This is a genomic window from Acrocarpospora catenulata, from assembly GCF_018476525.1.
In the GTDB taxonomy this organism is placed as follows: Bacteria; Actinomycetota; Actinomycetes; order Streptosporangiales; family Streptosporangiaceae; genus Acrocarpospora; species Acrocarpospora catenulata.
In genome coordinates this window covers 1-25,894 of the sequence record NZ_JAHCST010000093.1, presented here as the reverse complement: position 1 = coordinate 25,894, position 25,894 = coordinate 1, and the positions used below count along the sequence as shown (strand labels likewise).

General features: G+C 69.3%; 27 protein-coding genes and 1 pseudogene. 16 read left to right on the top strand and 12 right to left on the bottom strand.

Going from position 1 to position 25,894, the window contains the following annotated elements:
• The 6 genes from KIP79_RS43905 to KIP79_RS43880 all read left to right on the top strand — a co-directional run.
• A partial coding sequence (locus KIP79_RS43905; protein ID WP_214110197.1) for a transposase occupies positions 1-90 on the top strand: 90 nt, incomplete at its 5' end.
• 311 nt (positions 91-401) lie between these two features.
• A complete protein-coding gene (locus KIP79_RS43900; protein WP_214111002.1) occupies positions 402-1,409 on the top strand; it encodes an MBL fold metallo-hydrolase in 1,008 nt (335 codons plus the stop codon).
• Positions 1,410-1,427: 18 nt separating this feature from the next.
• A complete protein-coding gene (locus KIP79_RS43895; protein ID WP_308170223.1) occupies positions 1,428-2,114 on the top strand; it encodes a FadR/GntR family transcriptional regulator in 687 nt (228 codons plus the stop codon).
• A 388-nt stretch (positions 2,115-2,502) separates the two neighbouring features.
• The gene (locus KIP79_RS43890; protein WP_214110996.1) at positions 2,503-3,036 is read left to right on the top strand and encodes a PadR family transcriptional regulator; all 534 of its coding nucleotides are present in this window, start codon (positions 2,503-2,505) and stop codon (positions 3,034-3,036) included.
• Positions 3,033-3,773, top strand: coding sequence for an ABC transporter ATP-binding protein (locus tag KIP79_RS43885; protein WP_214110995.1), 741 nt, complete (start codon positions 3,033-3,035; stop codon positions 3,771-3,773). Before KIP79_RS43890 ends, KIP79_RS43885 begins: the two co-directional genes overlap by 4 nt.
• A gap of 5 nt (positions 3,774-3,778) precedes the next feature.
• Positions 3,779-5,569, top strand: a complete 1,791-nt coding sequence (locus KIP79_RS43880; protein WP_214110994.1) for an FtsX-like permease family protein — start codon at positions 3,779-3,781, stop codon at positions 5,567-5,569.
• A gap of 26 nt (positions 5,570-5,595) precedes the next feature.
• On the opposite strand, the gene KIP79_RS43875 is transcribed toward KIP79_RS43880, so the two are convergent.
• On the bottom strand, positions 5,596-6,300 hold the full coding sequence (locus tag KIP79_RS43875) for a MerR family transcriptional regulator (RefSeq protein ID WP_214110993.1): 705 nt from the start codon (positions 6,298-6,300) through the stop codon (positions 5,596-5,598).
• Positions 6,301-6,377: 77 nt separating this feature from the next.
• Between KIP79_RS43875 and KIP79_RS43870 the strand changes: the two genes are divergently transcribed.
• Positions 6,378-7,562 carry an erythromycin esterase family protein gene (locus KIP79_RS43870; RefSeq protein WP_214110992.1) on the top strand — a complete coding sequence of 395 codons (1,185 nt, stop codon included), beginning with the start codon at positions 6,378-6,380 and terminating at the stop codon, positions 7,560-7,562.
• A 610-nt stretch (positions 7,563-8,172) separates the two neighbouring features.
• Here the strand turns inward: KIP79_RS43870 and KIP79_RS49935 are convergent.
• Positions 8,173-8,565: a C40 family peptidase gene (locus KIP79_RS49935; RefSeq protein ID WP_308170222.1), complete on the bottom strand. Its 393-nt coding sequence runs from the start codon at positions 8,563-8,565 to the stop codon at positions 8,173-8,175.
• Between the two features lie 1,080 nt (positions 8,566-9,645).
• Positions 9,646-10,308: a tetratricopeptide repeat protein gene (locus KIP79_RS43860; protein WP_214110991.1), complete on the bottom strand. Its 663-nt coding sequence runs from the start codon at positions 10,306-10,308 to the stop codon at positions 9,646-9,648.
• 321 nt (positions 10,309-10,629) lie between these two features.
• On the opposite strand from KIP79_RS43860, the gene KIP79_RS43855 reads away from it, so the two are divergent.
• A complete protein-coding gene (locus KIP79_RS43855) occupies positions 10,630-11,760 on the top strand; it encodes a methyltransferase domain-containing protein (protein ID WP_214110990.1) in 1,131 nt (376 codons plus the stop codon).
• An 8-nt stretch (positions 11,761-11,768) separates the two neighbouring features.
• On the opposite strand, the gene KIP79_RS43850 is transcribed toward KIP79_RS43855, so the two are convergent.
• Genes KIP79_RS43850 through KIP79_RS43825 form a run of 6 tightly spaced genes read right to left on the bottom strand, consistent with a single transcriptional unit; the run spans position 11,769 to position 16,770 of the window.
• A complete protein-coding gene (locus KIP79_RS43850; RefSeq protein WP_214110989.1) occupies positions 11,769-12,599 on the bottom strand; it encodes an amidohydrolase family protein in 831 nt (276 codons plus the stop codon).
• On the bottom strand, positions 12,596-13,525 hold the full coding sequence (locus tag KIP79_RS43845; RefSeq protein WP_308170221.1) for an aldo/keto reductase: 930 nt from the start codon (positions 13,523-13,525) through the stop codon (positions 12,596-12,598). The genes KIP79_RS43850 and KIP79_RS43845 overlap by 4 nt, the downstream gene beginning before the upstream one ends.
• A 34-nt stretch (positions 13,526-13,559) precedes the next feature.
• Positions 13,560-13,865: an L-rhamnose mutarotase gene (locus tag KIP79_RS43840; RefSeq protein WP_214110988.1), complete on the bottom strand. Its 306-nt coding sequence runs from the start codon at positions 13,863-13,865 to the stop codon at positions 13,560-13,562.
• A 3-nt stretch (positions 13,866-13,868) separates the two neighbouring features.
• Positions 13,869-14,615 (bottom strand): SDR family NAD(P)-dependent oxidoreductase, encoded by a 747-nt coding sequence (locus KIP79_RS43835; RefSeq protein ID WP_214110987.1) that lies wholly within the window; start codon positions 14,613-14,615, stop codon positions 13,869-13,871.
• Positions 14,612-15,922 (bottom strand): L-fuconate dehydratase, encoded by a 1,311-nt coding sequence (locus KIP79_RS43830; RefSeq protein WP_308170220.1) that lies wholly within the window; start codon positions 15,920-15,922, stop codon positions 14,612-14,614. Before KIP79_RS43830 ends, KIP79_RS43835 begins: the two co-directional genes overlap by 4 nt.
• Positions 15,919-16,770 (bottom strand): fumarylacetoacetate hydrolase family protein, encoded by an 852-nt coding sequence (locus KIP79_RS43825; protein ID WP_214110986.1) that lies wholly within the window; start codon positions 16,768-16,770, stop codon positions 15,919-15,921. Before KIP79_RS43825 ends, KIP79_RS43830 begins: the two co-directional genes overlap by 4 nt.
• Positions 16,771-16,985: 215 nt before the next feature.
• On the opposite strand from KIP79_RS43825, the gene KIP79_RS43820 reads away from it, so the two are divergent.
• Together KIP79_RS43820 and KIP79_RS43815 are read left to right on the top strand one after the other, a co-directional pair.
• Complete coding sequence (locus KIP79_RS43820; protein ID WP_214110985.1) at positions 16,986-18,188, top strand: cytochrome P450; 1,203 nt, start codon at positions 16,986-16,988, stop codon at positions 18,186-18,188.
• A gap of 65 nt (positions 18,189-18,253) precedes the next feature.
• Positions 18,254-18,919, top strand: a complete 666-nt coding sequence (locus KIP79_RS43815) for a DUF2306 domain-containing protein (protein WP_214110984.1) — start codon at positions 18,254-18,256, stop codon at positions 18,917-18,919.
• Between the two features lie 34 nt (positions 18,920-18,953).
• Here the strand turns inward: KIP79_RS43815 and gmd are convergent, their stop codons facing one another.
• The gene (gene gmd / locus KIP79_RS43810; protein WP_250214843.1) at positions 18,954-19,955 is read right to left on the bottom strand and encodes a GDP-mannose 4,6-dehydratase; all 1,002 of its coding nucleotides are present in this window, start codon (positions 19,953-19,955) and stop codon (positions 18,954-18,956) included.
• A gap of 194 nt (positions 19,956-20,149) precedes the next feature.
• Between gmd and KIP79_RS43805 the strand changes: the two genes are divergently transcribed.
• The 3 genes from KIP79_RS43805 to KIP79_RS43795 are packed head-to-tail and all read left to right on the top strand — an operon-like array spanning position 20,150 to position 23,208.
• Positions 20,150-21,394: a glycosyltransferase family 4 protein gene (locus KIP79_RS43805; protein ID WP_214110982.1), complete on the top strand. Its 1,245-nt coding sequence runs from the start codon at positions 20,150-20,152 to the stop codon at positions 21,392-21,394.
• A gap of 42 nt (positions 21,395-21,436) precedes the next feature.
• Positions 21,437-22,150, top strand: a complete 714-nt coding sequence (locus KIP79_RS43800) for a class I SAM-dependent methyltransferase (RefSeq protein WP_214110981.1) — start codon at positions 21,437-21,439, stop codon at positions 22,148-22,150.
• The gene (locus KIP79_RS43795; protein ID WP_214110980.1) at positions 22,147-23,208 is read left to right on the top strand and encodes a prenyltransferase; all 1,062 of its coding nucleotides are present in this window, start codon (positions 22,147-22,149) and stop codon (positions 23,206-23,208) included. Before KIP79_RS43800 ends, KIP79_RS43795 begins: the two co-directional genes overlap by 4 nt.
• Positions 23,209-23,229: 21 nt before the next feature.
• On the opposite strand, the gene KIP79_RS43790 is transcribed toward KIP79_RS43795, so the two are convergent.
• A complete protein-coding gene (locus KIP79_RS43790) occupies positions 23,230-23,850 on the bottom strand; it encodes a class I SAM-dependent methyltransferase (protein WP_214110998.1) in 621 nt (206 codons plus the stop codon).
• A gap of 103 nt (positions 23,851-23,953) precedes the next feature.
• Here KIP79_RS43790 and KIP79_RS43785 point away from each other — a divergent pair, with 103 nt between their 5' ends.
• Genes KIP79_RS43785 through KIP79_RS43775 form a run of 3 tightly spaced genes read left to right on the top strand, consistent with a single transcriptional unit; the run spans position 23,954 to position 25,693 of the window.
• Positions 23,954-24,379, top strand: coding sequence for a pyridoxamine 5'-phosphate oxidase family protein (locus tag KIP79_RS43785; RefSeq protein ID WP_250214842.1), 426 nt, complete (start codon positions 23,954-23,956; stop codon positions 24,377-24,379).
• Positions 24,380-24,388: 9 nt separating this feature from the next.
• Positions 24,389-24,580 (top strand): ferredoxin, encoded by a 192-nt coding sequence (locus tag KIP79_RS43780; RefSeq protein WP_214110978.1) that lies wholly within the window; start codon positions 24,389-24,391, stop codon positions 24,578-24,580.
• A gap of 27 nt (positions 24,581-24,607) precedes the next feature.
• Positions 24,608-25,693 (top strand): Zn-dependent alcohol dehydrogenase, encoded by a 1,086-nt coding sequence (locus KIP79_RS43775; protein WP_214110977.1) that lies wholly within the window; start codon positions 24,608-24,610, stop codon positions 25,691-25,693.
• A 64-nt stretch (positions 25,694-25,757) separates the two neighbouring features.
• Here the strand turns inward: KIP79_RS43775 and KIP79_RS43770 are convergent.
• A pseudogene (locus KIP79_RS43770) lies at positions 25,758-25,894 on the bottom strand (sugar phosphate isomerase/epimerase); the annotation flags it as partial.

Genomic DNA, 25,894 nt, shown 5'->3' with positions numbered 1-25,894 from the left:
TGGTCCCCGTCCTACTTCGCCGCCTCCTGCGGCGGAGCCCCACTCTCGATCATCAAGGAGTACATCGAGAACCAGAAACGGCCCGGCTGAGCTACTCAGGCGGACCACCTGTCACGGCACCGCTCGGGACTGGAGGCCCTCCCGCGCTGTCGTTTCCTCCCGGGCGTTAACGGCGCCGGATAACGGCGGGAGGCTGGTGACCCTTCTCGGTTCTGTCGGGGGCTCTTAGACTCAGCACACCAAGCGCTTGATCAGAGGTCCCGGGGTGGTGTCGTCATGGACCGGGCTCGGCAGGGTTGGGGACGGTGGGTGTGGGCGAGCAGGGCGTGAGCACCAGTGCGGACCGCGCGACCGAGGGCGAACGGGTGGCCGGTGGTCACGGCGAGGTGCGGAAGAAGGCGATGCGGCGGGCCTTCAGCACGCAGCGGCCGGAAGATCTTGGCGGTGGAGTCTGGAGTGTGCCGGTGCCTATTCCGGGCAATCCGCTGGGGTACACGCTGGTTTACGCGATCGAGTCGGCGCGGGGGCCCGTGCTGGTGGACGCCGGGTGGAACCATCCTGATGCCTGGGAGGCGTTGACGGGCGGGCTGGCGGCGGTGGGGATGGATGTCGCGGAGGTCCGGGGGGTGGTGGTCACGCATTTTCATCCCGATCACGCGGGGCTGGCCGGGCAGGTGCGGGAGCGTTCCGGGGCGTGGATCGCGATGCACGAGGCCGATACAACGGTGGTCCGGACGTTCCGGGCGTTCGCGGATGGTCCGCATTCGGACGCTCACTCGGACATGCTGCGGCGGGCGGGGGCGGACAGCGATGAGGTGGCCGCGCTCGTGTCCGGGCGGCCGGAACCGCCCGCGTTGCCCGATCGGGAGGTACGGGACGGAGAGCTGATCGACCTGCCCGGGCGGCGACTCCGGGTGATCTGGACTCCCGGCCACTCACCGGGCCACATCTGCCTGCACCTGGAGGACGCCGACCGAGTGTTCACCGGCGATCACGTCCTCCCCGATATCACGCCACATATCGGGATTTATCCGTACGACCGGCATGATGTTGATCCTTTGGGGGACTTCATGGCGTCGTTGCGGCGGGTGATGGAGTTGGGAGCGATCGAGGCGCTGCCCGCCCATGAGGTGAGATTTCCTGATGTGGCGCGGCGAGCGGCGGAGATCCTCGACCATCACGAGGAGAAGCTCCAGACGCTGGCGGAACTGCTGGCCGAGGCGGCGAAACCCCTGACCATCTGGGAGGTCGCGGGGCGTATGACCTGGAACCGCCCGTGGGAACAGTTGCCGCCGATGTTGCGGGGAATGGCCGCCGGGGAGGCCGCCGCGCACCTGCGTACCCTCGAAGTGCGCGCATTGGTCGAGCGCACGGAGGGTGAGCCGGTCCGGTTCGGCATACACTCATAGACATCGGATGTCTCAAGGGTGGGTGTGCGTAGCGTGGCGGTTACCGACGCGGCGATCGATCGAATCAAGGGAATGATCATTGCGGGTGAGCTGGCCCCTGGGGACAGGCTGCCCAAGGAGGCCGACCTGGCCGAACGGCTGGGCCTGTCCCGCAACTCGCTCCGCGAGGCCGTCCGCGCCCTCGCCCTCATCAACGTCCTGGACGTACGGCAGGGCGACGGCACCTACGTCACCAGCCTGGAACCCCGGCTGCTGCTGGACGCGCTCTCGTTCGTCGTCGACTTCCACCGCGACGACACCGTGCTCCAGTTCTTCCAGGTCCGCCGCATCCTCGAACCGGCCGCCACCGCGATGGCCGCCACCACGATGTCCGACGCGGACATCGCCGAACTCCGCAAGATCCTGGACGCGCTGCCCGCCAACCCGTCCATCGAGCAACTGGTCGCCAACGACATCGAGTTCCACCAGCGCATCGCCGAAGGCTCCGGCAACGCCGTGCTCTGCTCGCTGATCGAATCCCTCTCCGGCCCTACCACCCGAGCCCGGGTCTGGCGCGGCCTCACCCAGGAGAACGCCCCAAGCAAGACCCTCGACCAGCACTACGCCATCTACGAAGCAATAGCCGCCCGCCAACCGGAAGTAGCCCAGGCCTGGGCAACCGTCCACATCGCCGGCGTCGAAGAATGGCTCCGCCAAGCCCTTTAACCTCCGCTCCTGACCTCTGCTCCTCTGCTCCTGAGCTCTGGCTCCTGACCTCTGCTCCTGACCTCTGCCCCGCCTCGCCTCTTGCTCGGGCCACCGACGCCGGCCGCGGTCATCGCCGCCGCGGGTCACGCCGGTCGCGAAAGCCGGGCCGCCACGGCTGGCCGGGGCTGCGGTCGGCGGGGGTTGGGATGCGCGCATCGCGTCCGTAGGCAGTGCCCGAATCAGCGGCGGGACGGCGTTTTCCGTCCTCGCCGGGACAGGTCCACCGGCCCACCCCATCACCTCTGCCCTTCAGTTGGCCGCGGGCCGGTCCAGGAGATTCGCCAGGTGCGGCGTTTGACACCTCTCATGGCTAACCGCTATCTATTGGCCAACCGTTAGGGGTGGCATGCAGGACGCAGTGCTGGCGATGCTCGCCAAAGAGCCGACGCACGGGTACGACCTGCGCGCTCGGCTGCGGCAGATTCTCGGCCCGCTGGGCGAGTCGATGAACCCCGGTCAGATCTATGTGACCCTGGCCCGGTTGGAGCGAGCGGGGCTCGTTGTCTGCGAACGGGCCGACGGCCTGCCCGAACGGCCGGAGCGCAAGGTCTATGCGCTGACGCCCGCCGGGCAGCAGCGGGTGGCCGCCTGGCTGGCCGAGGTGGGCTGGCCGAAACCAGACCTGGCGGAGTTCCATCTCAAACTCGCCGCTGCCGCCGCGGCCCGGCTGGCCGACCCCGTACAACTGGTGGCGGCGCAGCGCCGTGAGTTGCTGCGCCGCCTGCGCGAGGCGCAGCAGGCGGCGCTGGCCGAGCCGGCGGGATCGGGCGCAGGACTGCTGCTGGAAGGGGTCGCGCTGCGGTTGCAGGCGGACCTGCGCTGGCTGGACGCCTGCGAGCGGGCCTGGTCCAAGGCCGATGACGAAGTCGAGGGTGGATGAACGTGTCAGGTGCCGCGGTCCGGGCCTGCGGCCTGGTGAAGACGCATGGTCAGGGGCAGAGCCGGGTCCGCGCGGTGGACGAGGTCGACCTGGAGGTGCCTCAGGGACAGATGCTGGCGGTGATGGGGCCCAGCGGCTGCGGGAAATCCACCCTGCTGCACCTGCTGGGTGGCCTGGAACGGCCCACCGACGGAGAGGTGTGGGTGGCAGGGCGGCGCATCGACACGCTGAGCGAGCGGGCTCTGGCGCGTATGCGGCGCCGGTCGGTGGGGTTCGTCTTCCAGGCCTTCCATCTGGTGGAGGAGTTGTCGGCGGCCGAGAACGTGGAACTGCCCGCGCTGCTGGCCGGGCGCTCACGCCGCCAGGCCAGGCGGCGCGCGAGCCTGCTGCTGGAACGGGTCGGGCTCGCCGATCGCGCCCGGCACCTGCCCTCGCAACTGTCGGGCGGGCAGCGTCAGCGAGTCGCCGTCGCTCGCGCGCTGGTCAACGACCCGCTGGTCGTCCTGGCCGACGAGCCGACCGGCAACCTCGACACCGCGGCGACCCTCGACGTACTGAGGATCTTCGAGGAACTGCGTTCCGCGGGGCAGACCTTCGTGATCGTCACGCATGACGAGCGGGTGGCGGCCACGGCGGATCGGCTGGTCTCGATGCGCTACGGGATGTTCGTCGACGACACCCGGCTGGCCGGCTCCCACCCGCGCGGGCTCGGCGGGCTGATTGGGCTGGAGGGCTGAACACCATGGGCTCCATCGTGCTCGTCGTGCGTCTGGTGCTGGCCGACGTGCGCCGGCACAAGGTCCAGGCCGCGATGCTCCTGCTCGCGGTGACCGTGGCCACCACCACGCTGGCCCTGGGCCTGTCCCTGCGCGGCGTCAGCGACGCGCTGTACGAGCAGACCCGCGCGGCCACCGCCGGGCCGGACGTGGTGGCACTCTCCGGCGACACGGGCCCCGCCGTGACCTCGGCCCTGGCCTCGCTGGCGGACGATCCCGAAGTCATCGCCCACCATGGCCCCTATCGCATCGTCTACGCCGACCTCACCACACGCGATTCCACCTCGTCCCCGGTGGTGGTGCACGGCTTCGCCGAGACGCCCGGCGCGGTCAACCGGCCGCTGGTGACCTCGGGTCAGTGGGTACGCTCCGGCGGCACGGTCCTCGAACGCGGCTTCGCCACCGCCCTGGGCGTCGGCGTCGGCGACCGCGTCACCATCGCCGACCGCTCGTATCCCGTCGTCGGGATCGCCGTGACCGCGGCCACCTCCATCTACCCCTGGGCGGCGCAGATCGGGCCAGGCGGTGGTCCCAGCGACTACAGCGGCCTGGCCTGGATGACCCGATCAGATGCCCGGGCCCTGGCGTCGTCCCAGGACCTCCCGGTGACCATGGCCCTGGACGTCGAGTTGCGTGACCCCGCCGCGACCGATGCCTTCCTGGACGCCCACCGCGGCCCCGCCCTCAGGGTGAACTTCCATGCCTGGCAGTTCACGGCCGAGCAGGACATGGTCATCCTCAAGAACTCCCAGCCGATCCTGGTCGTCGGTAGCTGGCTGCTCAGCTTCCTGGCCATCACCGGAGTGGCGGCGCTGGCCGCGGGACGCGCCGTCGAGCAGACGCGCCGGGCCGGGCTGCTCAAAACCGTCGGCGCCACCCCGGGTCTGATCGCCACCGTCCTGCTCACCGAGTACCTGGCGCTGGCGCTGGCCGGCGACGCGCTGGGACTGGTGATCGCCCGCCTGACCGTACCCGCCATCGCCAGCCCCACCGCCAGCCGGATCGGCGACGCGGCCGGGCTCGGCGGCGCCACTGTTGCCACGGCGACCGTCCTCGCCGTGGCGGTGGCGGTGCTGTCCACGCTGCGTCCCACGCTGCGGGCTATACGTACGGCGACCGTCACGGCGCTGACCGCCACCGCGCATCAGCCCCGTCACCGGCCCTGGCTCACCGCGCTGTCGTCGCTGCTGCCCACGCCGCTGCTGCTCGGGCTGCGGCTGACCGCCCGCCAGCCGGGCCGCGCCGTACTGCAGGCGTGCTCCACCGCCACCACGGTGATCGCGATCATCGCCCTGCTGACCCTCTACGCCCAGCCGGAGAGGGGCTACGGCCTGGACGGCTCCTCCGCCCTGCCCAACCTGCGAGGTGAGCACGACCGCCGGCTGATGCTCGCCGTCACCATCCTGCTGATCGCACTCGCCGTCGTGAACACCATCACGCTCACCTGGACCACAGCCATAGAGGCCCGGGCGAACATGGCCATCGCGCGTACGCTCGGCGCCACCCCAGGTCAGATCTCCGCCGGGCTGTCCACCGCCCAGCTCCTGCCCGGCCTGGCCGGCGCCATCATCGGCGTTCCCCTGGGCATCGTCATGTACTGGATCTTCAGCGTCGGCAATACGATTCCACCGCCCATGTCCCGGATGCTCGGCGCCGCACTCGCGACTGTCCTGGCGACGGCGGCACTCACCGCCCTGCCCGCACGCCTGGCGGCGCGCCGGTCCGTGGCGCAGTCCCTCAGCGCCGAAACAGCGTGATCGGCCCCGCTCAGCAGGCATCGGCGCTATGGCGTCCCCAGATAGGTGTCGAGCGCGGCCGCGGCTGCCAGCATCGCCAAGCCCCGCGCCGTCAGCCGGTCGCGCCACTCCCGTAGCGTCGCCTGCAGCGGCTCCGGTCCGCCCGCCGCCCGCACCCGCTCCAGCACCCGCGCGATCTGCTCAAGCCCGTACCCGCCTCGCCGCAACTGGTGGGCCAGCAGCACGTCGCGCACGTCGGCGGAGGTGTAGACGCGGTAGCCGGTGCTCCGGTCGCGCCGGGGCACGATCAGCCCGGCCCGCTCCCATTTGCGCAACGTCGCCGGCCGGATACCAAGCCGGCGCGCCAACGGCCCGATGAACGTCACACCTGGCTCCAACTCACGCAGCCGCGCCGGCTCATGCGGTGGTGCCAGGTCGCGCAGGGCTCGTTCCACGGCCTCCAGCGTGTCTCGGTCGCCAGCCAACTCGGCGTGGCTCTCGTCGATCAGCCGCAGTGCCTCCTCGATCGCGTCGCCGTTCACAGCTCGCATGATCGCCCCCGCGGTCGGGTGGCCGTGCGCGGGGATCAACGCCAGGAACGTCCGCAACGCCGCCGCATGGCGCGGAGTGTAGCCGCGGTAGCCGTGCGGCGAGCGCTCGGCCGGTGGCAGGATCCCCGCTTCCTCGTAGTTGCGCACCGCCTGCGTGGACAGGCCGTGCTCACGCGCCAGATCGATGGGCCGCAACCGCATTTTGAAGGTACGTCCTCGTCAACAGCAGGAAATACCGCCAAAGTTTACACCGAAGGTTCAACGTTACAGTTGAAGGAATGACGACCTCGATCCAGGACGCCGCCCATCCCTTCACCGCCGGCGCCCTCACCGCGCTCCTGTCCCCCGCCACCCGCCTGCTCGGCCTCGGCGAGCCCACCCACGGCGTCGAAGCCTTCCCCGAACTGCGCAACGAACTCTTCCGTCACCTCGTCGAACACGAGGGCTACCGCTCGATCACCATTGAGAGCGACTGCCTGTCGGCCCTGACCGCCGACGCGTACATCGCCGACGGCACCGGAACCCTGGACGACGCGATGAGCCGCGGCTTCAGCCACGGCTTCGGCGCCTCACCTGCCAACCGCGAACTCCTGCGTTGGATGCGCGCCTACAACGAGCAGCGTCCCTCGCACGAGCGGCTCCGCTTCTACGGCTTCGACGGTCCCCTGGAGATAACCCACGGCGCCAGTCCCCGCCCAGCCCTGACCGCACTGCACGACTACCTGGCCGCCCACCTCGACCTGGCCTTGAGTCGCGAGACCCTGTACGAGTTGCTCGGCCCCGACGATCGCTGGACCAACCCGGCCGCCATGATGGATCCCACCCAGTCCATCGGCCGCACCCCCGAGGCCAGGGAACTACGCCTGATCGCCGACGACCTGCGCGCGATGCTCACCTCGCACGCTCCCCATCTGACGGCCGCCACCTCCCCCGACGACTGGTGGCACGCCGACCTGCACGCCCGTACCGCCGCCGGGCTCCTGACCTACCACGCCGGCATGGCCGACACCACGCCCACCCGCTTCAACACGCTCATCTGCCTGCGCGATGCGATCATGGCCGACAACCTCGATGCCATCCTCCGCCGCGAGGCCCATCGCGGCCCCACCCTCGCCTTTGCCCACAACAGCCATCTGCAACGCGACAAGAGCCACCTGCGGTTCGCCGACCTGCCGGTCCAGTTGCAGGGCGCGGGAGCCAGCATCAGCACCCGCCTCGGTGACCAGTACAGCTTCGCCGCCACCACCTTCGGCAGCCGCAGCTCCGACGTTCCCCCTCCCGACACCCTCGAAGGCCTCCTGTCGACCCTCCCCCACGCCCGCGCCGTCATCGATCCCCGCCGCCTCGCCGCAGCCCTCGACCGAAAGCTGACGCCCCGCGTCCCAGCCGACCACACGTACTTCCCCCTCGACCCGGCCACCACCGACCAGATCGACGCCATCGTCTTCGTCAAGGAAATCTGAGCCACCCATGGCGGAGACGTAGGCAGTGGAGGTCACGCTGCGGTGGTCATCCAGACCGGGGTCCTGCGGCTGCTCCCCGACGGCCCCGGTCGATGATCCCCGCAGCTCACGACACCCAGACCGGGGTCCTGCGGCTGCTCCCGGCGGCCCCGGTCGATGATCCCCGCAGTTCACGGCACCCAGTCGGGATCCCGGCCGATGAGGCCAAACAGCCACTCGAATGAAGCCAAGTAGGCGCTCGAACCGAAGGGGTTGCCCCAGCCCCACACTTGCTCGCCGAGGCCCAGCCGCTGGCTGAGCGATGTGAAGTGATACACCCTTCGGGGCTGGCACATGGTCGACGTACGCAGCAGGCACAGGGTCAGTCGGCCGAATGAGGCCTAGCAGGAACTCGGACCGAGGAGTGTTGCCCCGAGCCGTGTGCTTGCTTGCCGAAGCGCAGCCGCTGGCTGAGCGATGTGGTGTGGGTGGATCGACGCCCGGGCCGCCGCCGGGCTGCTCAGGCACTACCTCGCCAAGGCGGTGGCCCATGGCCGGCGTGTGCAGCAGACACAGGGCCATCCGGCGTTACGGAGTGCGCCAGGTCATGCCCGGCTGTCCGGCGAGGGCGTTACTTGGGACGGGTTGCGCCTCTGTAGTTGGACATTCGGGGTTTTGAGTCTAGGACGTTGGATTTGCGGACTACGTCGCCGGTTTTGGGGGCGTGGATCATTTGGCGGTTGCCGATGTAGATGCCTACGTGGGTGGGTTGGGTGCTGGTGCCGCCGAAGAACATGAGGTCGCCGGGGCGGAGGGCTCGGAGGGAGATGCGGAGGCCTCGGCGGTACTGGGCGACGGTGTAGTGCGGGAGGGTGACGCCGGCTCTGGCCCAGGCGGCCATGACCAGGCCTGAGCAGTCGAAGCCGATGCGGACGGCGCCTCTGCCTACACCTCGGGTTGGGCCTTGGCGGTTGCCGCCGCCCCAGGTGTAGGGGGTGCCCAGCCAGTTCTTGGCGGCTGCCACCGCGATCTCTCCTAGGGACTTGGCCGCAGGCTTGGCCTCTCCTGGGGACTTGGGTCCCGACTGGGTCTCCCCTGAGGACTTGCCTGGAGACTCGGCCTCCCCTGAGGACTTGGGTCCCGACTGGGTCTCCCCTGAGGACTTGCCTGGAGACTCGGCCTCCCCTGGGGGGTTGGCTCCCGGCTGGATCTCCCCTGAGGACTTGGCTGGAGGCCAGACGGGGGTCGTGTCCGAGTCGGCGATGTCCGACCTGTCAGGCTCACCCGTTCCGGAATCTTCAGTTCCTTCCGGACCTCCTGGCTTTCCGGAGCCTCCGGTCTGTCCGGGTTCTTGGAAATCTTCGGGGCTTGAGGAGTGCGAGGGTCTCCACGGATTGGGAGGCTCCGGAGCGCGTGCCTCGCACCAGGGAGCGGCGGCGGTCCACTGATCGAAGCGGGCGGCCCAGGCATTCCACCGCGTCTCCCAGACACGCAACCACCGGTCAAGCCCGGCGGGCTCCCGAGGGAAGGCACCTGAGCCAATCCACGCACGATCAGAAAGGGACGTATCAATCACACAGGGATTAACCGGAGCGGAATCGGGCCGCACCGGCGTGGACGGAGAAACGGTCAGACCGGCCACGACCAGCACGAGGGGAATCACGAGGACCTCCTGGACTCGAACGGGAAATCGACTCCAAGAATCCCCACCCACATCCCGCACCCCACGACCGAGCGCGATTCTGTGGATAATCCTTTAGCTCCAACCACCTACCCAATTCACAAAACCAGCAGGTAACACCCACCCCAGACACCAAAACAACCCACCATTAAAACAACTTATCCACAGCACCCCCGAAAGCCCCCCAACCTTCTGCCCCAGCTCCGGCCCTCGCTCCGCCGGGACGGCAGCCGACCCTCCCAACGGGCCTGCCCGATGAGAGAACTGATCTAGTACTCCCCGGCAGGCCCACCCCAACCCGGCAGAGCTGGCCGCCGGAGCCCGGGGTCGTTATGTGGACCTTGGTCGATGGTCGAGGTTGCGCCGGTATCGGTCGTGGTTGGTCTGGCGTTGGCAGCTTGGGCGCCTGGCGTGATCGCGCGCCTAGATCTCCGTTCTCGCCTGCTCGATTTGCCGCACGATGGCATGGGCGCCATGCGCCTGTGCGATGGCGTGCGCCTCGTCGAGTGTCGCGAGCGCGTCCGCCCGGCGGTCCTGAGCGGCGGCAATGTAGGCCAGCCCGACCATGTTGGCGGCCACGACCGGCAGGGCCCCGACCTCCCGGCACAGCCGCGACGACTCCTCCAGCCGCTCGCGCGCTTCATCCAACCGACCGGCCATGTATGCCGCGATGCCCAGATGCCGCAGAGCCTCGGACTGGGTCGGCTTGTCGCCGACCTGCGCCGCCAGCCGGCAGGACTGCTCCAGTTCCGGAACCGCAGTCTCGTTGTCACGCCGGATGACCTGATGCAGGCAGCCGATCCAGAACAACGCCTCGGCCTCGCCGCGCGCGTCGCCCAGCGCCCGGTACAACTCGATCGCGCGCTCAAACAACGGCAGCTCAGCCGGGTCCTCGACGGGTGACGAGCCGGCGCCGGCGCGCTCGTTGAGAAACCGCGCATGCAGGATCCGCCCACGGGCCAACGCGGCATCGGCCTCCACCGCGTCCAGACCCCGTTCAGCGTCGGTCAGCACGCTGGCGTCGCCGCTGAACACTGCCCGTTCATAGAGCGTCTTGGCCCGTTCGATCCGGTCTTCGGCGCTCATCGCCGCCCCCGCCCCTACGCGCTAGATCAGCAGCAGAGTACTCCGGCCCAGGATCGTCATGTGGACGGTCAGCGATGGGTGGTTGGCCGGCTCTTCGCCCAACTGACCCAGCCAGCCCCGAGCGAGTGTCACATCAGCAGCTGGTCCCGATGGCGACGGCGACATCAAGCCCAAGCCCGTCGATCCCACTACGAGCGACGGCGTCGGACGGCAACGACTGCCCACCCGCCTCCGCCATCTGCGAGGGCAAGGCCCTCATCCTGCCCCTTGCCATCCGCCACCCTGAGAGGGGTCAATAGCCATAAAGGCGGATACTTCCTTATGGATTGGACGGCGCACGCGCTGGACCTCGCTGCGGTGGCAGCCCCGCCCGGTTCGCGGTGGCGGGTGCCGGTCACTGGCATCCCGCGGCATCTGTTCGTGCCCCGCTGGTGGGCCGCGAGAGACGGAGAGTGGAACCTGCGGGTCGGCGAGGAGGACCACGCCGAGTGGCTGGCCGCCGCGTACCGCAACTGGACGCTGGTGACCAGGATCGGCGTGCTCCACGCCGACCAGGCCGAGCCCGACATCCGTCCGGAGGGGGCTCCGACGTCCTCGTCCACCCTGCCGCGCTTGGTGGTTCAGATGTACCGGCACGCCTCTATCGACGACCGGTGCACCGTCCTGGACGTGGGGACCGGCAGCGGGTACGGCACCGCCGTCCTGTGCGCCCGCCTCGGTGACACCAGGGTCACGGCCATCGACGTCGATCCTTACCTCAACTCGGCGGCCGAGCGGCGGCTAGCCGAGATCGGATTCCGGCCGCGGATCATCACGGGGGACGCGACCGGCCCATTGGACGGTGAGTGGGACCGGATCGCCGCCATGGTCTCGGTCAGAAAGGTTCCCACCTCGTGGCTGAGGGCGCTGAAATCAGGCGGACGGCTGGCCACCACGCTCACCGGTATGAGTGTCATCCTCACCGCCGAAAAGCAGCAGGACGGCAGTGCCATCGGCAGGATCGAACTCGACCAGGCCATGTTCATGCGCACCCGTACCGGCATCGACTACCCACCCAAGGATGGGGCGCTGCGTGAACGTGCCCGTACCGAGGACGGCGAGCACGTCGCGTACGGGCGCTACCCCGTTGTGAAGGTGGAGGAGGCGTGGGAGGTGCTCAGCATGCTGGAGTTGGCCGCCCCTGGAATCGAGCACACCTACGCCGCGGACGGTGACATTCGGACCATGCTCATGGTGCACGAGGACGGGTCGTGGGCGAGGGCCGAGCAGAAGGGTCGCGCGCTGCCGACAGTCCATCAGGGCGGGCCCCGCCGGCTGTGGGACCTGCTGGATGAGATCCGCGACTACTGGCTGCGGCATGGTTCGCTACCGCTCTACGGCGCGCAGGTCCGTATCACCCCGGACGGCACGATCCACCTTCAGCGTGGCCGGTGGCAGGCCACCATCGACTGACCCGGAATCTAACGCAGGCCGTACACCGATCGAGCTGTGCCGCTGAAAACGGCGTCCTGGTCGGTGGAGGTGAGGTCGCGGGCCAGTGAGACGACCTGCTCATACGTGGCGGCGAGTTCGCAGACCGGCCAGTCGGAGCCGAACATCACCCGGGAAGGGCCGAACACGTCGAAAATGTGCCTGACATAGGGGGATATTTGGTCGGGGGTCCAGGTTGTCCATGAGGCCTCGGTCACCAGGCCTGAGAATTTGCAGGAGACGTGCGGGTATTTGGCCAGCGCGGCAATCTCTCCAGCCCAGGGCTCGAACTGTCCGGACGCGATCGGCGGCTTGGCTGCGTGATCAAGAACGAAACGCAGGTCAGGCAGCTCCTCCACCACCGACCGGGTCACCGCGAGCTGCGGCACCAGCACCAGCAGGTCATAGACCAGCCCGGCCGCCGCCACCGCGCGCAACCCCCGAACCACCGAAGGCCGCGAGAACCACAACGGATCCGGCTCATCCTGCACCTGATGCCGGATCCCGACCAGCAAGTCCCCACCCGGCAGTGAGCGCAGCCGCGCGAGCTCGTCCCCTACATCCGGTGCGGTCAGATCAACCCACCCGACCACGCCGCGAACGAGTCCCTCGGACTCGGCGGCCACGGCGAGGAACTCATCGGTTTCGATAACGTCCCCGACGGTCTGCACCAGAACGGTGCCGGTCACCCCGGCGGCGGAGGTCTCCCGCCGTAACTCGGCGAGACCGTAGGCCCGGCGAATGGGGGCCAACGCCTCCCCGGACATCCACGGATAAGCCCGCCGCGCCGGATCCCACAGATGATGATGACTATCAATCACGATATTTCCGCCAAATCGGGCCAGAGGGCTTCGGGGATGGGGGTCGTGGCCAACGCCATGTTCTGGCGTACCTCGTCAACCGACCGCATCCCCACCACAACCGAGGAAACCGCCGCATGCCGCGCCGGAAACGCCAGCGCCGCCTGCGGCAGGGTCACCCCGTGACGTTCACACACTTCCGCCATCCGCCGCGCCCGCGCGAGCACCTCCGGCGGCGCCGCCACGTAGTTGTACGTCCCCCGCGGATCATGCGTCGCCAGGATCCCGCTGTTGAACACCCCGGCGGCCATCACCGAAACCCCGCGCTCCACGCAGAGCGGTAATAACTCCGCCGCCGCCGACTGGTCGAGCAGCGTGTACCGCCCCGCGAGCATCACCGTGTCCACCTCGGTCTCCCGCACGAAGTCGGCGAGCATCGGCCACTGGTTCATCCCGACCCCGATCGATTTGACCACCCCTTCGTCCCGGAGCTCGGCCAGCGCGGGCAACGCCTCCCCCACCGCCTCCTTCCAGTGGTGGTCCGGATCGTGGATCAGCGCGATGTCGACCGAGTCCAGCCCCAGCCGCTCCAGCGACTCCGCCAGCGACCGCCGCACCCCGTCCCGGGAGAAATCCCACACCCGGGTGTGCGTGGCCGGCACGTCGAACCCCTGGTCGTCCCGAGCATCCCCCGAGGTTGGCACGAGCAGCCGTCCGACCTTGGTGGACAGGGTGAACTCGCCACGCGGCCGGTCCCGCAGGGCCAGGCCGAGGCGGCGTTCGGAGAGCCCGAGACCGTAGTGGGGGGCGGTGTCGAAGAACCGGATGCCCGCCTCCCAGGCGGCGTCCACCGTCGCGAAGGCCTCCGCGTCGCTCAGGGCGGTGAACAGGTTCCCGATCGGCGCCGCGCCGAGGCCGTACCGCGCTGTACTGGAAGGAAGCGCCACATCAACCCCTATTCAGATCAGGAAAGACCGTGAACTAGTCCATCTCCCAAACCATGCGCAGGCCGCCGTCGCCGGGATCGAAATCGCCGTCCAGGAGCCGGTTCATCTGTGCCTGCCACGCCTGGTTGGCGGGACTGTCGCGCAGCTTCGCCTGGAGTATGGCGTAATCGTCCACCTCCACGTAGTGGAAAAGCTCACGACCATCCCGGAAGATCCGCCAGCAGTGCACCCCGTACGCCCGCATCTCGGCCTCCAACTCGGGCGGAACCGAGGCGTGCTCACGATCGTAGGTTTCCTCGCACCCCGCCTTGAGCCGGGTCCGCAGGGCGATGCGCTGCAAGTTTCACCCCTTCGGTCGCAGGCGCAGGCCCTGCATGCCGCCGTCCACGGCCAGCGAGGTCCCGGTGGTCGCCGAGGCCAGCGGCGACGCCAGGTACGCGATGGCGTGCGCGACCTCCTCGGCGCTGACCAGCCGGCCCATCGGCTGCCGGGCGTTGAGCGCGACCCGCTCGGCCTCGGGGTCGGGGGCGGCGTCGAGCAGCCGTCCCACCCACGGCGTGTCGGCCGTGCCGGGGTTGACGCAGTTGACCCGGATGCCCTCCCGGACGTGGTCGGCCGCCATCGCCAGGGTGAGCGAGTAGACCGCGCCCTTGGTCGCGCTGTAGAGCGCCCGCTGCGGCAGGCCCGCCGTGGCCGCGATCGAGCAGGTGTTGACGATCGACGCGTGCGCGGACTCCCGCAGGTACGGCAGCGCCGCCCGGGCCACCCGGACCATGCCGACCACATTGACGTCGTAGACCCTCAGCCACTCCTCGTCGGAGTTGTCGGCGATGGTGCCCGCTGCCCCGATTCCGGCGTTGTTGATGACGATGTCCAGGCCGCCCAGGTGCTCGGCGGCCGCGGTGACGGCGGTGCGGACCGAGGAGTCGTCGGTGACGTCGGCCTTGACGCCGAAGAACGGCGGGCCAGGCGGGTTGAGGTCCAGGCAGGCGACCTGGGCGCCGCGTTCGGCCAGCAGCGTCGCGGTGGCCAGGCCGATGCCGGAACCACCCCCGGTGACCAGGGCTTTGAGACCGTCGAACTCGCTCATGCGGACCTCCAGGCCGGCCCGTCCGGGTAGGAGTAGGCCGTGATCGACTCCGGATGCATGGTGGCGCTGAATCCGGGCATGGTGGACGCCCGGTAGGCGCCGTTCTGGATGACCACCGGATCCACGAAGTGCTCGTGCAGGTGGTCGACGTACTCGATGACCCTCCCCTGCATTGTGCCGCTGACCGCCACATAGTCGAAGAAGGACAGATGCTGCACCAGCTCGCAGAGCCCGACGCCCCCGGCGTGCGGGCAGACCGGGATGCCGAACTTGGCGGCCAGCAGCAGGATCGCGATGTTCTCGTTGACCCCCGCCACCCGGGCCGCGTCCAGCTGGAGGTAGGAGATGGCGCGGGCCTGGAGCAGCTGCTTGAAGACCACCCGGTTCTGCACGTGCTCCCCGGTCGCCACCGGGATGGGGGCGATGGCCCGCGCGATGGTGGCGTGCCCGAGCACGTCGTCCGGGCTGGTCGGCTCCTCCACCCACCACGGCTGGTACGGCGCGAGCGCGTCCACCCACTGGACGGCGGTGCCGGTGTCCCAGCGCTGGTTGGCGTCGATGGCGATGGGGAAGCCGTCCCCGCAGACCTCGCGGGCGATGCGCATGCGCCGGATGTCGTCGGCCAGGTTGGCCCCGACCTTCAGCTTGATCTGCGGGAAGCCGTCCCGGATGGCCTGCTCGCAGAGGCGGCGCAGCTTCTCGTCGTCGTAGCCGAGCCAGCCCGGCGAGGTGGTGTAGGCCGGGTACCCGTGCTCCAGCAGGTACGCGATGCGCTCCTCGCGCCCAGGCTCGGCCCGGCGCAGGATGGCCAGGGCCTCCTCCCGGGTGAGCTCGTCGGTGAGGTAGCGGAAGTCGATGAGATCGACGATCTCCTCGGGGGACATCTCGGCGAGCAGCCGCCAGACGGGCTTGCCCTCCCGCTTGGCGCGCAGGTCCCAGAGCGCGTTGACCACCGCGGAGATGGCCATGTGCATGACGCCCTTCTCCGGGCCGAGCCAGCGCAGCTGGGAGTCGTGGGCCATCTCGCGGTAGATCGCGCCGAGGTCGCTCACGTCCCGGCCCAGCACGTACGGCTCAAGCACGTCGATGGCGGCGGTCTGGATGTCGTTGCCGCGCCCGATGGTGAAGGCGAAGCCGTGGCCTTCGTGCTCACCGTCGCCGATGACCACGTACGCGGCGGAGTAGTCGGGGTCGGGATTCATCGCGTCGGAGCCGTCGAGCTCCAGCGAGGTGGGGAACCGAATGTCATAGGTCTGGAAGCTCTGCACGGCCCGGGTGGACGGCAGCAGCGGCGCCGGCTGGATCACGCCTGCCCCACCGTCTGCCGCTGCCGCCCGAGGTGGTCGATCTCCAGCTCCATCACATCGCCCTCCCGCAGGTACGGATATCCGCCGAGGGCCACGCCCGCCGGGGTGCCGGTGTTGATCACGTCGCCGGGGTCGAGCACCATGAACCAGCTCAGGTACCGGACGATCTCGGCCACGTCGAAGATCATGTTCTTGGTGTTGCCGTCCTGGCGCGGCTCGCCGTTGACCCAGAGCCGCAGGCCCAGCTGCTGCGGGTCGCCCACCTCGTCGGCGGTGACCAGCCAGGGGCCCAGCGGGTTGAAGGTCTCGCAGGACTTGCCCTTGTCCCACTGGCCGCCCCGCTCCAGCTGGAACTCCCGCTCCGAGACGTCGTTGGAGACGGTGTAGCCGGCGATCACGTCCAGCGCGGCCTCGGGGGACTCCAGGTACCGGGCGGTGCGGCCGATCACGACGGCCAGCTCGACCTCCCAGTCGGTCTTGGTGCTGTTCCGGGGGATCAGGACCTGGTCAAAAGGTCCGACCACTGTATTGCCGGCCTTCATGAAGACGACAGGTTCGGCGGGCGGCTGGGCGCCGGACTCCTCAGCATGGTCGCGATAGTTCAGGCCGATACACACGACCTTTCCCGGCCGCGCGACGGGCGCGCCGACGCGCAGTCCCGTGCCGTCCAACTCTGGGAGCGCGTTCTCCGCGAGCGCCGCCCGGACTCTGGCCAGACCGTCGGAAGAGAAGAAAACGGCGTCCAGATCGCCACCGGCGAGCAGGCCGCTCAGGTCAAGGAGGCGTCCGTCGTCCGACAGCACCGCCGGGCGTTCCTCACCTTTGTCACCAACCCGAAGCAGCCTCACAAGCCCCCCTAGACATCCGATGTTTTCATGGGTAAGCGTGCCGTGCGATCGCCCGAGGTGTCAATACGTTCCACCATAAGACATCGGATGACCGATTTTGGGTGGTACGTTCCTCTACCTTTCTTCTGGGTTGACGGTGCCCACAGCCCGTAATAGAACACGTTGCAGAAACGGCACGTGCCCGATCGCCTCACCGACCCGAGCGGGGTTCCCCCATGGACATCGACCTTGTCGACAAGGACCAGTACGCCCGGCACGGCGCGCCGTACGAGCAGCTGCGGTGGCTCCAGGAACACGCTCCGGTCTACTGGCACCACGGGGACGAGGAGCGGGGCTGGCCCGGCTTCTGGGCGGTCACCAAGCACGCCGACGTGGTCCAGATCTCCCGGGACAGCGGGCTCTTCTCCTCGGCCCGGCGGCTGGCACTCTTCGACGAGATGCCCGACGCGAACATCGAGCTCCAGCGCCTGATGATGCTCAACCAGGACCCGCCGGAGCACACCCGGCGCCGCTCGCTGGTCAACCGGGGCTTCACGCCGCGGGCCATCGGCCGGCTGGAGGAGCACATCCGGGAGATCTGCCACCAGCTGCTGGACGAGGCGCTGGCCCAGCCGTCCATCGACTTCGTCAGGGACCTCGCCGCGCCGCTGCCGCTCTACGTGATCTGCGAGCTGCTCGGCGCGCCCGTGGCGGACCGGGACAAGATCTTCGAGTGGTCCAACCGGATGATCGGCTCGGACGACCCCGACTACGCCACCAGCCCCGAGGAGGGCAGCGCCGCGGCGATGGAGGTCTACGCCTACGCCAACGAGCTGGCCGCCGCCCGGCGGGAGTCCCCCAGGGACGACATCGTCACCAAGCTGCTCCAGCCAGACGACGGCGGCGAGGTGCTGGCCGAGGACGAGTTCGACCTGTTCGTGCTGCTGCTCGTGGTGGCGGGCAACGAGACCACCAGGAACGCGGCCTCCGGCGGCATGCTCACCCTCTTCGAGCACCCGGACCAGTGGCGGCAGCTCGTCGAGAACCCCGCCCTGGCCCGCCCGGCCGCCGACGAGATCGTGCGCTGGGTCTCCCCCGTCAACCTCTTCCGCCGTACGGCCACCGCCGCCACCACGCTGCGCGGCCAGGAGATCGCCGAGAACGACAAGGTGGTGGTCTTCTACTCGGCCGCCAACCGCGACCCTGAGATCTTCGACCGCCCGGACACCTTCGACATCACCCGCGACCCCAACCCGCACATCGGCTTCGGCGGCGGCGGGGCGCACTTCTGCCTCGGCAACCACCTGGCCAAGATGGAACTCCGGGTGCTCTTCGAAACCCTCGCCGCCCGCGCACCCGGCCTCCAGCAATCCGGCGAGGCCCGCCGCCTGCGGAGCCACTTCATCAACGGCATCAAAACCCTGCCGGTCACCGTCTAGTGGCCGTCCACAGGGCGCCGTTCTTCTAGGGGTATTGATAGGGGGGTGTGTGGCACCCTGGCCGCGTGAAGAAGACCGCGTTCTGGTGGTTTTGTTTGAGTGCGACGGCTATTGCCGTCTACTCGCCGCTGCCCTACCTCCGCGAGTCGTTCGAGGCGCTGGCGGACCACAATGCGATCGCCACGAACTATGCCGGGCGGGACGGGGTGATTCACGCCGCCTTCTACACACATGTGATCTTCGGCGGGCTGACGTTGTTGCTGGTGCCTGTGCAGTTCGCGGCGCGGATTCGCGACCGGGTGCCGGTCCTGCACCGGGCCGTGGGGCGGGTGGCGCTGGTGGCGCTGCTGGTCGCGGGGGTCTCGGGGCTGGTCCTCGCACCGGTGAACATGGCGGGGCCGATCGGGGTGGCGGGGTTCGGGTCGCTGGGGATCATCTGGATCACTTTCGCGGTGCTGGCGTTTCTCGCCATCCGGCGGGGGGACGTCGCCGCGCACCGGCGGTGGGCCATCCGGGTGTTCGCGCTGACCTATGGAGCCGTCACGCTGCGGTTGTGGCTGGTGACGCTGCTTGTGACGTTGAAGTCGTTCGAGACGGCGTACGCGATTGTGCCCTTCCTGGGGTGGGTGCCCAACCTGCTGATCGCCGAATGGGTGATCGCGGCCACCCGGAATCGGGATCGCGGGGAGCCGCCGAGCCGGGGGCGTGCTGTGCCGGTCAAACAGGGCTGAGGCCGCGGGGCCGCCCTGAACCGCCCCCACGGTCTTACGGCCAGGAGCCGTCCTGGTCGGGGTCGCCACCGTCGGACAACAGGCGGATGTCGGACTCCACCATCATCGCGACCAGTTCCTCGAAGGAGACCGTGGGCTCCCAGCCCAGCTGAGTGCGGGCCTTCTTGGGGTCGGCGCAGAGCAGGTCGACCTCGGCGGGGCGGTGCAGGGTCTGGTCGGCGACCACGTAGTCGTGCCAGTCGAGCCCGGCGGCGGAGAAGGCGGCCTCGACCAGTTCGCGTACGGAGTGGGTGCGGCCGGTGCCGATGACGTAGTCCTCGGGGGTGGGGGCGGAGAGCATCAGCTGCATGGCGCGTACGTAATCACCGGCGAAACCCCAGTCCCGCCGGGCTTCCAGGTTGCCGAGACGGAGCTCCCCGGCCAGGCCGAGCTTGATGCGCGCCACGCCCAGGGAAACCTTGCGGGTCACGAACTCGGCGCCCCGCCGGGGGGACTCGTGGTTGAAGAGGATGCCGGACACCGCGAACATCCCGTACGACTCCCGGTAGTTCTGGGTGAGAAAGTGCCCGTACGTCTTGGCCACCCCATAAGGGGAGCGCGGGTGGAAGGGGGTCCGCTCGGTCTGCGGGGTCTCGCGGACCTGGCCGAACATCTCCGAGGAGGAGGCCTGGTAGAAGCGGATGGACGAGGCCCCGGAGATGACCCGGATCGCCTCCAGCATGCGCAGCACGCCCATCCCCGTGACCTCGGCGGTGAGTTCGGCCTGCTCCCAGGAGATCGGCACGAACGAGATGGCGCCCAGGTTGTAGACCTCGTCCGGCCGGACCCGTTCCACGGCCGAGATCAGCGATCCCTGGTCGAGCAGGTCACCGCGCACCAGGCGCACGTCCCCGAGTAACCGCCGGACCCGGGAGACCCGCGGGTTCGACTGTCCCCTGACCAGCCCCCAGACTTCGTAACCCTGACTGAGCAGATGTTCCGCGAGGTAGGACCCGTCCTGACCGGTGATGCCCGTGATCAGCGCACTCCTGGCCAAAACGCCCTCCCTGTTCATGCTGCGCAATGCACAAAATGTACCCCTCTGCGTTCTATGAGCGTCATCCGTGGTAGAACAGGTTTCACCGAACGTCGTTCGGTAGACGTAACGCGACGAAGAGTACGGTTTCCACCAAAAAACGGGGTTAAGGTCGTCTTTGTGGCGCCCCGCAGGGGCCGGGAAAGGGGTGCTCCTTGGCGGAGAGGCTGCGTGTCGCGCTGCTGTCCTATCGCAGCAAGCCCACCTGCGGCGGCCAGGGGGTCTACCTCCGGCACCTGAGCCGGGAACTGATCGCGCTCGGCCACCACGTCGAGGTCTTCAGCGGTCCGCCGTACCCGGAACTGGACGAGGGCGTCATCCTGAACGAGGTCCCCAGCCTGGACCTCTACAACGACGCCGACCCGTTCCGCACGCCGGGGCTGAAGGAGTACCGGGACTGGATCGACGTGCTCGAGGTCGCCACCATGTGGACGGCCGGCTTCCCCGAGCCGCTCACCTTCAGCCTGCGCGCCCACCGTGAGCTGAAGAAGCGGGTCGGCGACTTCGACGTGGTCCAGGACAACCAGACCCTCGGGTACGGCATGCTCGGCATCCAGAAGCTGTTCCCCATGGTCGGCACCATCCACCACCCGATCAGCGTGGACCGCAGGATCGAGCTGCAGGCCGCGCAGAAGTGGAAGAAGCTGTCCATGCGCCGCTGGTACGGCTTCGTCCGTATGCAGGCGCGGGTGGCCCCCCGGCTGAGCCCGATCCTGACGGTCAGCGAATCCTCGCTCGCCGACATCCACCGCGACTTCCACGTGCCCGAGGCGAACCTGCGCCTGATCCCGCTCGGCGTCGACACCAGGTTCTTCCACCCCCGGCCCCACCTGCCCAAACGCCCGGGTTCCATCGTCGCGGTGGCCAGCGCGGACTCCCCCATGAAGGGCGTGGCCACGCTGCTGCGGGCGGTCGCCAAGCTGTCCACCGAGCGGGACGTGCACCTCACCGTGGTCAGCCGCCCCACCCCGGGCGGGCCCACCGAGCAGCTGGTCGCCGAACTGGCGCTCCAGGACCGGGTCACCTTCGTGCACGGCATCTCCGACACGGAACTGGCCGAGCTCATCGCCACCTCGGAGATCTCGGTGGTGCCCTCCCTGTACGAGGGCTTCTCGCTCCCGGCCGTGGAGCACATGGCCTGCGGCACGCCGCTGGTGGCCTCCCGTACGGGGGCGCTGCCCGAGGTGGTGGGGGACGCCGCCATCCAGGTCGCGCCCGGCGACGCCGAGGAGCTGGCCGCGGTGCTGCGGCGGCTGCACGACTCGCCCGAGGAGCGCGCCGCGGTCGGCAAGCGCGGCTACGACCGGGTGATGGAACGGTACGCGTGGCCGGTGGTGGCCCGCCGCACCGTGGAGGCCTACCACGAGGCCATCGCCGCCCGGAGGAACAACCCCCGGTAACGCGGCGCCCGGTGACACCGACACCGATCTGGGAGGGGAAACGTGCTGACCGTCGACTTCAACAGGCTGCCGGTAGGACCCGGCGACCGGGTGCTTGACCTGGGCGCGGGGGCCGGGCGGCACGCCTTCGAGGTGCTGCGCCGTGGGGCCGACGTGGTCGCCTACGACCTGGACGCGGCCGAGTTGGAGGGCGTGGCCGCGATGTTCGCCGCCATGGACAAGGAGGGCGAGGTCCCGCCGGGCGCCATGGCCGAGACGGTGGTCGGGGACGCGCTGGCGATGCCGTTCCCCGACGGCCACTTCGATCGGGTGATCGCCTCGGAGGTGCTGGAGCACATCCCCGACGACCTGGCGGCGATGCGGGAGCTGGTCCGGGTGCTGAGGCCGGGCGGGCTGGTGGCGGTGACCGTGCCGAGCTTCCTGCCGGAGCGCGTCTGCTGGGCGTTGTCGGAGGACTACCACACCGCCCCCGGCGGACATATCCGGATTTATACCCTGGCTGAGCTGGCCGCCAAGTTGAAGTCGTCCGGGCTGGAGGTGGGCGGCCACCACCACGCGCACGGGCTGCACACGCCTTATTGGTGGATCAAGTGCGCCGTGGGGGTGAACAACGACGGGCATCCGCTCGCGAAGGCGTACCACGAGCTGCTGGTCTGGGACATCATGAAGCGGCCGGCGCTGACCCGGCTGGCGGAGGCGGTGCTCAACCCGCTGATCGGCAAGAGCGTGGTGGTCTACGCCCGGAAGCCCGCATGATCCCGGCCGTCCCGGGAGTGCTCACCGCCGCCCAGGTCCGGCGCACCGCCGAGAGCATCGCGGCCATCCAGGACGCCGAGGGCGGCGTGCCCTGGCCGGAAGGCCACATCGACGCCTGGAACCACGTGGAGTGCCTGATGGCGATGACCGCCGCGGGCCTGCGCGAACCCGCCAGAAAGGGCTACTCCTGGCTGGTACGGCACCAGCGTCCCGACGGCTCCTGGCCGATGAAGCTGAAGGACGGCGTCGCCGTGGAGGCGGGCGGGGAGTCCAACCACGCGGCGTACGTGGCGGTCGGGGTCTGGCACGACCTGCTGGTGACCGGCGAGGAGGACTTCGCCCGGCAGATGTGGCCGATGGTGGCCCTGGCGCTGGACTACGTGGTCGGCTTACAGACCCGGCGCGGCGAGATCGTCTGGGAGCGCGACGCGCACGGCGTCCCCGCCTCCTACGCGCTGCTCACCGGCTGCTCCTCCACCTACCACGGGTTACGCTGCGGCGTGGCGCTGGCCGAACGGCTCGGCGACCCGCGCCCCGAGTGGGAGCTGGCCGCCGACCACCTCGGCCACGTGCTGCGCGAACATCCCGAGGCGTTCGCCGACAAGAGCCGCTTCTCGATGGACTGGTACTACCCGGTCCTGGGCGGCGCCCTGCGCGGTCCCACCGCACACCAGCGCATCGACGAGGAGTGGGACGTCTTCGTCACCCCGGAGCTCGGCATCCTCTGCGTCTCCGACCAGCCCTGGGTGACCGGCGCGGAATCCTGCGAACTGGTACTGGCCCTGGACGCACTGGGCGATCGGAACCGGGCGCTGAACCTGTTCGCCGACATGCAGCACCTGCGGCACGAGGACGGCTCGTACTGGACGGGCTGGCAGTTCGTGAACGAGAAGCACTTCCCGAACGAGCGCTCGGCGTACACGGCGGCGGCGGTGATCCTGGCGGCCGACGCGCTCTCCGGCACCACCGGCGGGTCCGCCGTCTTCCGCGACGCCGGCGCGTACACGGCCGACCGGGCTCCGCTGGGCTGCGGCTGTGCACGGATGGCCCGGCGTTGACCCAGCCCCGCCGAGGGGCCTTCAGGCGGGGACTCGCCTGAGCACGCGGAGCGAGCCCGTCACCCGGATCTCCTCGAAGCCCTCCCGCAACGCCCGTTGGTAGATCCGGTACGGCGCCTGCCCGCCTTCCGCCGGGTCCACATAGATGTCATGAAATATCAGGACACCGTCGGGGTGGAGGTGGGGGGACCAGCCGGTGTAGTCCGCGGTGACCGGGTCCTCGGAGTGGCCGCCGTCGATGAAGAGCAGGGCGAGCGGAGTGCGCCAGTAACGGGCGACCGTCGCGGAGGCGCCCACCACGGCCACCACCGTGTCCTCCAGGCCGGCCTCGGCGATGGTCCGCCGGAAGAACGGCAGCGAGTCCATCTTCCCGGCGGCGGGGTCCATCAGTTCGGGGTCGTGGTACTCCCAGCCGGGCTGGATCTCCTCCGAGCCCCGGTGGTGGTCCACGGTGAACAGGACGGTGCCCGCCTGCCGGGCCGCCGCGCCCAGGTAGATGGCAGACTTGCCGCAGTACGTACCGATCTCGCAGAGCGGCCCCAGCGGCGCTTGGGCGAGCGCGGTCTCGTACAGGGCCAAGCCCTCGTCGGGCGGCATGAACCCTCTGGCACGCTCGGCCGCCAGGCGCAGGTCGGGGGGCATCACCCGGCCACCCTACCGGCCGAACAATATTCCACCGGCCCCCTTGTTACCCCTTATGGAACGTGTTCTACTTCTCACCGTGAACCAGCGCGCCCGGATATCCATGACCGATGACGAGGTGGCCGCGCTGCTGCGGGACGCCCGCAAACTCCAACTGGCCACCATCAACCCGGACGGAACCCCGCACCTCGTCACCATGTTCTACGGCCTGGACGAGGGCCGCCTCACCTTCTGGACGTACGAGAAGGCGCAGAAGGCCAGGAACATCGCCCGCGACCCCCGGGTGAGCTGCCTGGTGGAGACCGGAGACGACTACTCCGAACTACGCGGCGTGCTCGTCTACGGCAAGGCGGTCCCGATCCCCGACCGGGACGGGGTGCTCGCCGTGGGCATGGCCGTCACCCGCCGGATGACCGGCGCCGACCCCGAGCCCCTCCGCGAGTACGTCGAGCACAGCGGCCGCAAGCGGGTGGCCTTCATCGTGGAGCCCACCCGCGTAGTCTCCTGGGATCACCGGAAACTCGCCTAAGGGAGACACATGACGATAAATGTGGACTACCTGGTGTGCGAGGCCAACGCGGTCTGCGTGGGCCTGGCCCCCGAGGTCTTCGACGTGGACGACGAGGACAACCTGCACGTCCTGCTGCCCAACCCGCCCGCCGACCTGCTGGACCGGGTCCGGCACGCGGTCCGGTCCTGCCCCAAGGCGGCGCTCAGCCTCGAAGAGTAATTCCGGTCCCCCCATCCAGGAGGTTCCATGCGCGGCGCACTGCTCCACGCGGTCGGCGACGACAAGCTCGACATCCGCGACGATCTCACGCTGGCCGACCTCGGCCCCGCCGACGTTCGGGTGCGGATCCGGGCGACGGGCGTCTGCCACTCCGACCTGTCCGCCATGAACGGCACCCTGCCGCAGCCCGTGCCGCTGGTCCCGGGCCACGAGGGGGCCGGCGAGGTGGTGGCGGTCGGCGACCATGTGAGCTCGGTGCGCCCCGGGGACCACGTCATCATCAACTGGACCCCCACCTGCGGCGAGTGCCCCAGCTGCATCGGGGGCCAGCCGTACCTGTGCATGACGTACGTCATGAAGGGCTTCATGGAGGGCCGTTTCCGCTACGACGGGGACAAAACCGCCTTCGGCATGGCCGGCTGCGGCACCTGGGCCGAAGAGGTCGTCGTGCCCTGGCAGGGGGCCATCAAGGTGGACCCGGAGATCCCCTTCGAGGCCGCCGCGCTGATCGGCTGCGGCATCACCACCGGCGTCGGCGCCGTCCTCAACACCGCCAAGGTCCGCCCCGGCAGCACGGTCGCCGTGGTCGGCTGCGGCGGCGTCGGCCTGTCGGTCATCCAGGGCGCCCGGGTCTCCGGCGCCACCACCATCCTGGCCATCGACCCGCTGGACTCCAAGCACGAGCTGGCCAGGAAAGTGGGCGCCACCCACACCTGCGCCCCCGACCAGCTGATGGACAGCATCGCCACCCTCACCGGCGGCCAGGGCTTCGACTACGGCTTCGAGGTGGTCGGCAAGTCCCAGGCCATCATGACCGCCTGGCAGGCCACTCGGCGCGGCGGCGACGTCATCGTGGTCGGCGCCGGCGCCTTGGACGACCAGGTCCCGCTGACCGCCTTCAGCCTGCTCTTCGAGGGCAAGAACCTGCTCAGCTCCCTGTACGGCGGCTCCGACGTCCGCCGCGACTTCCCGTACTTCGCCAACCTCTACAAGGCGGGCAAGCTCGACCTGGAGAGCATGATCAGTTCCAGGATCCGCCTGACCGACCTCAACGAGGCCGTCGCGAACCTGAAGACCGGCGAGGTCCTCCGTCAGATCGTTGTCATCGACTGACCGTGAAAGAACACGGCCTGCGCCCCTGACCTGAGACGCAGGCCGTGTCCAGCCTAAACGATCGTCACTCCGACGAGAAGGCGGCGTCGAAGGCGGCCGTGGGTGGGGTGATGCGGTTGAGGCGGGTGATGTAGCCGAGTGCTTCGGGGGCGCCTTCGAGGCGGTCCATGCCGGCGTCTTCCCATTCGATGGAGATGGGGC

Coding starts and splice junctions, on each gene's coding strand:
- KIP79_RS43880 (WP_214110994.1), top strand. CDS start 3,779: ATGGGCTCCATCGTGCTCGTCGTGCGTCTGGTGCTGGCCGACGTGCGC.
- KIP79_RS43775 (WP_214110977.1), top strand. CDS start 24,608: ATGCGCGGCGCACTGCTCCACGCGGTCGGCGACGACAAGCTCGACATC.
- KIP79_RS43885 (WP_214110995.1), top strand. CDS start 3,033: ATGAACGTGTCAGGTGCCGCGGTCCGGGCCTGCGGCCTGGTGAAGACG.
- KIP79_RS43795 (WP_214110980.1), top strand. CDS start 22,147: ATGATCCCGGCCGTCCCGGGAGTGCTCACCGCCGCCCAGGTCCGGCGC.
- KIP79_RS43820 (WP_214110985.1), top strand. CDS start 16,986: ATGGACATCGACCTTGTCGACAAGGACCAGTACGCCCGGCACGGCGCG.
- KIP79_RS43860 (WP_214110991.1), bottom strand. CDS start 10,308: ATGAGCGCCGAAGACCGGATCGAACGGGCCAAGACGCTCTATGAACGG.
- KIP79_RS43900 (WP_214111002.1), top strand. CDS start 402: ATGCGGCGGGCCTTCAGCACGCAGCGGCCGGAAGATCTTGGCGGTGGA.
- KIP79_RS43855 (WP_214110990.1), top strand. CDS start 10,630: ATGGATTGGACGGCGCACGCGCTGGACCTCGCTGCGGTGGCAGCCCCG.
- KIP79_RS43790 (WP_214110998.1), bottom strand. CDS start 23,850: ATGCCCCCCGACCTGCGCCTGGCGGCCGAGCGTGCCAGAGGGTTCATG.
- KIP79_RS43870 (WP_214110992.1), top strand. CDS start 6,378: ATGACGACCTCGATCCAGGACGCCGCCCATCCCTTCACCGCCGGCGCC.
- KIP79_RS43785 (WP_250214842.1), top strand. CDS start 23,954: ATGACCGATGACGAGGTGGCCGCGCTGCTGCGGGACGCCCGCAAACTC.
- KIP79_RS43780 (WP_214110978.1), top strand. CDS start 24,389: ATGACGATAAATGTGGACTACCTGGTGTGCGAGGCCAACGCGGTCTGC.
- KIP79_RS43835 (WP_214110987.1), bottom strand. CDS start 14,615: ATGAGCGAGTTCGACGGTCTCAAAGCCCTGGTCACCGGGGGTGGTTCC.
- KIP79_RS43875 (WP_214110993.1), bottom strand. CDS start 6,300: ATGCGGTTGCGGCCCATCGATCTGGCGCGTGAGCACGGCCTGTCCACG.
- KIP79_RS43890 (WP_214110996.1), top strand. CDS start 2,503: ATGCAGGACGCAGTGCTGGCGATGCTCGCCAAAGAGCCGACGCACGGG.